This is a genomic window from Nocardia farcinica, assembly GCF_029867845.1.
Lineage (GTDB): Bacteria > Actinomycetota > Actinomycetes > Mycobacteriales > Mycobacteriaceae > Nocardia > Nocardia farcinica_A.
In genome coordinates this window covers 1-1,660 of record NZ_JARWRU010000937.1, presented here as the reverse complement: position 1 = coordinate 1,660, position 1,660 = coordinate 1, and the positions used below count along the sequence as shown (strand labels likewise).

The 1,660-nt window shown below is 72.7% G+C and carries 2 protein-coding genes; both read left to right on the top strand.

Annotated elements, in window-relative coordinates; translation table 11 throughout:
- Nucleotides 1-720 (top strand): TetR/AcrR family transcriptional regulator (locus QH283_RS20620; RefSeq protein WP_280504624.1); only part of this gene is annotated, 720 nt, incomplete at its 5' end.
- Nucleotides 721-911: 191 nt separating this feature from the next.
- The coding region (locus QH283_RS20615; protein WP_280504623.1) for a TetR/AcrR family transcriptional regulator at nt 912-1,660 on the top strand (749 nt) is incomplete at its 3' end.

The following is a 1,660-nucleotide window of genomic DNA, read 5'->3' as shown; positions in this document are numbered from 1 at the left end:
CCGGCCCCCCCCCCCCCCCCCCCCCCCCCCCCCCCCCCCCCCCCCCCGCCGGGGCCCCTGCCCCCCCCCGGGGGGGCCGCCCCGGGGGCCCCGCCCGCGCCCCCCCCCCCCCCCCCCGACCCCGCCCCGGCGGCGGCCGCGGACATCCCCGAGTCGTTCAAGCACGAGCTGCTGCTGCGCAAGGCCGTCGAGCTGTTCCACGAGCGCGGCTACCCGAACGTGAGCGTGGAGGAGATCGCCACCGCCGCAGGGCTTTCCGCCGCCTCCGCGGTCTACCGGTTCTATCGCGGCAAGGCGGATCTGCTCGCCGCCGCGTTCCGCCGGGCGGCCGACCGGGTGTCGGCGGCGATCGGCCCCGCCGTGGCGTCCGCGCCGAGCCCGGAGGCGGCCATGAGCGTGCTGATCGAGCGCTATGTCGCGGGCTCGTTCGCCGAACGGGCGCTGACCTTCGTCTACTACACCGAGTTCCAGCACGTGCCCGCCGAGGAGCGCGCTGTGCTGCGCAACATCCAGCGACTGAACGTGGACGAGTGGGCCAAGCTGGTGCGCGACGTGCGTGGCGACCTCACGGCTGCCGAGACCCGTTTCCTCGTGCACGCGGCCTTCGCGCTCGTGGTCGATCTCGGCCGTTCCTTCGGCGCCGAGCCGATCGCCTCCCAGCTGCGGGTGCGCAGGCTGATGGAGATCACGCTGTTCGGCCGTCCGGTGAGCGCGCACTGACCTCTCCGGCCACCCGACTCGCCGCACGGCTGCCGCGAATGCTCAGTAATGTTAACGAATATTCCGGCCCTGATATTTTGGATCGCGCAGAAGAACACCGTTGTTACGGTCCTTTGTGACTATTGATTCAGTTCTGATCAGGGACTCCCGGGAGACCACTACCAAGCAGCCGATTGGGATACCATCGCCGAATGGACGCGCACAAGCGCCGCTCAGCCGGCGGCACGGCAAGTCGCGGTGAGGCTGCCGAACGCGTGGTCCGCAAACGGCCGAGAAACCGTCGCGCGCAGATCGCCGCCGCCTCCGCCGAGGCATTCGGACAGCTCGGGTATCACGGCGTCAGCATGGAGGACATCGCCTCCCGCCTCGACATCAGTTCCACCGCGCTCTACCGCCACTACCCGAGCAAGTACGCGCTGTTCCGGGAGGAGGCGCTGCGGCTGAGCGCGCTGTGCGAGGAGGCGGTGACGCTGCCGCCCGCCCTGCGTGCCGCGCCCGCGCGAACCCGCCTGGAACACGTCGTCGACGCGCTGATCGACCGCGCCGTCGCCAACCGCAGGGGAGCGGCGCTGCTGCGCTGGCAGAGCCGCTACCTCGAGCCCGAGGACTATCGCGCCATGATGCGCAAGCTCGCCGACGGCCAGAACGTGCTGTGCGAGCTGCTGGCCGAGGACCGGCCCGAGGTGGACGAGCGCGACCGGGTGGTGCTGGCGGCCTCGGCGCTCAGCGCGATCGGCTCCATCTCCGACCATCAGGTCTCCATTCCGGTGCGCGCGCTGACCGGGCTGCTGCGGGTGTCGGCGCACGGCGTGCTCGACAGCACCCTGCCGCCGCCCGGCAGCGCGCCCGCCCCCGCCCCCCCCGCCGCGGGGGCGTCGCCCGTCGAACACGCGCAGGAGGGGAAGGAGTGGGGGGGGCGGGTGCACCCGCGCCGGGATCC